The organism is Candidatus Erwinia dacicola, from assembly GCF_001756855.1.
GTDB lineage: Bacteria > Pseudomonadota > Gammaproteobacteria > Enterobacterales > Enterobacteriaceae > Erwinia > Erwinia dacicola.
Window position 1 is genome coordinate 1 of the sequence record NZ_MAYS01000429.1, and the last position, 2411, is coordinate 2411.

The following is a 2411-nucleotide window of genomic DNA, read 5'->3' on the forward strand; positions in this document are numbered from 1 at the left end:
CTCGAATCCCCATACACCACAAATAACCATAACTCTTATGTTATTGCTTGTCGCCGTGCTGATCGCGATGATGGGGTTTGCTCTGGTACGCCACTGGAAGGTACAGAAAGGAAAAAATACTGTCGCGAGCCCGCACCACCTCCATTGCCGTCGTTAATATCTCTTTTTTGGATGACAGCCTCACAGCAGTGTTTTCCCACCTGCTCTGCACAAGTTATCTAGGAACGCAGGTTTCTGGATAAATTGTTATCAAATGCAGTATACTTTATCCCCTTCTTTTTTAGCGCTGCCATTTCCGGTAAATTTTCCGGTGGGCGGCGTAGTGACAACGGCCAGCGCGCAAGCGTTGATCTTTTAGTAAATTAAGGTAACTCTTTGAATATTCAGAATATTCTTTCAGGTAAAGTCAGTCAGGCGATGATCGCAGTGGGTGCTCCGGCTAATTGTGAGCCTCAGGTGCGTCAGTCGGCTAAAGCACAATTTGGTGATTACCAAGCCAACGGCATGATGGTAGTGGCTAAATCGCTGGGCATGCCGCCGCGACAGCTGGCAAAAAAGGTTCTGGAGCAGCTGGATCTCACCGGAATTGCGCAGAAAGTGGAGATTGCCGGTCCGGGCTTCATTAATATCTTTCTCGACCCGGTATGGATTGCCAGCCAGATCGACAACGTGCTGACGGCACCTAAGCTCGGCGTGGCGGATGTCACTCCGCAGACCGTGGTGATCGAATATTCTGCCCCTAACGTCGCCAAAGAGATGCACGTTGGTCACGTTCGCTCCACCATCATTGGTGACGCCGCCGTGCGCACGCTGGAGTTTCTCGGCCATAACGTGATCCGCGCCAACCACGTCGGCGACTGGGGCACCCAGTTCGGCATGCTGATCGCCTTCCTCAAAAAGCAGCAGAACGAGAACCACGAAGAGATCGCGCTGGCCGATCTCGAAGAGTTCTACCGCGAAGCGAAGCGCACCTACGATGAAGACCCGGCCTTTGCCGAGTGCGCGCGTAGCTATGTGGTAAAACTGCAGGGCGGTGACGAATACTGCCGCAAGATGTGGAAACGCTTGGTTGACATCACTATGTCGCAGAATCAGAAAATTTATGACTGCATGAACGTCACCTTGACGCGCAACGACGTAATGGGTGAGAGCCTGTACAACGACATGCTGCCAGGCATTGTCGCCGATCTGAAGGCCAAAGGGCTGGCGGTCGAGAGCGAAGGCGCCACTGTGGTGTTCCTCGACGAGTACAAGAATAAAGATGGCGAAACGATGGGTGTGATCATCCAGAAAAAGGATGGCGGCTATCTTTACACCACCACCGATATCGCCTGCGCCAAATATCGTTACGAGACGCTAAAAGCGGATCGCGTGCTCTATTACATCGACTCACGCCAGCACCAGCATCTGATGCAGGCGTGGACCATCGTGCGTAAAGCCGGTTATATTCCGGATTCGCTGCCGCTGGAGCACCACATGTTCGGCATGATGCTGGGCAAAGACGGTAAGCCATTCAAAACCCGTGCTGGCGGCACCATTAAGCTCACCGACCTGCTGGATGAAGCGGTTGATCGCGCCACTAAGCTGATTGGTGAGAAGAACCCGGATATGCCAGCAGACGAGCTGCAGCAGCTGGCGGAAATCGTCGGCATCGGCGCAGTGAAATACGCAGACCTGTCAAAAAGTCGTACTACCGACTACATCTTCGACTGGGACAATATGCTGGCGTTTGAAGGCAACACCGCGCCGTATATGCAGTATGCCTATACCCGCGTGCTGTCGGTGTTCCGTAAAGCCGGGATTGACGAACACGGCATCAGCGGCAAAACGCGCATCAGCGAAGAGCGCGAAGCGGCGCTGGCCGTGCGTTTGCTGCAGTTTGAAGAGGTGATTACTCAGGTCGCGCGCGACGGTATGCCGCATGTGATGTGTGCCTACCTGTACGATTTGGCGGGCCGGTTCTCCGGATTCTACGAGCACTGCCCGATCCTAAATGCCGAAGATGACGCCATAAAGCAGAGCCGTCTGCGACTGGCGCTGTTGACCGCCAAAACCCTTAAGCAGGGTCTGGATACGCTGGGCATTCAGACGGTAGAACGGATGTAATCGCGGCGGGCGAGGCATGCCTCGCCCCTACCAAACCCCGCCCCGGGGGCGCTGCCATGCCAAGCACCGCCCGCCGCTAGGCTGATCCCCGGCAGCAGCAGTAACAGCGATAACGCCTTCATTAATGATCCCCGATGGTGGAAGTCATGCGGATATTGCGGTTGTCGGTCAGCTCCATATTGGAGATCACCATCAGCTGCGGCGGGCCAACAGTGCCCGCAGCGGATGATTGACCAGCAGGCGCCCCCAGCCCCGACTCCAGCCCGATAACTTGCACTTTCCATTGCCCGGGAAACCACTGTTGG

The 2411-nt window shown here is 55.1% G+C and carries 2 protein-coding genes and 1 pseudogene; 1 reads left to right on the top strand and 2 read right to left on the bottom strand.

The annotated features are described in order from the left end of the window. Positions 1-375: 375 nt before the first annotated feature. Complete coding sequence (argS, locus tag BBW68_RS11665) at positions 376-2106, top strand: arginine--tRNA ligase (protein WP_070135494.1); 1731 nt, start codon at positions 376-378, stop codon at positions 2104-2106. Here the strand turns inward: argS and BBW68_RS18880 are convergent. Beyond that, positions 2085-2228 carry a hypothetical protein gene (locus BBW68_RS18880; protein ID WP_186821327.1) on the bottom strand — a complete coding sequence of 48 codons (144 nt, stop codon included), beginning with the start codon at positions 2226-2228 and terminating at the stop codon, positions 2085-2087. The two genes, argS and BBW68_RS18880, sit on opposite strands and share 22 nt — an antisense overlap. Then, a pseudogene (locus tag BBW68_RS16820) lies at positions 2228-2411 on the bottom strand (hypothetical protein); the annotation flags it as partial. The pseudogene BBW68_RS16820 and the gene BBW68_RS18880, both read right to left, overlap by 1 nt.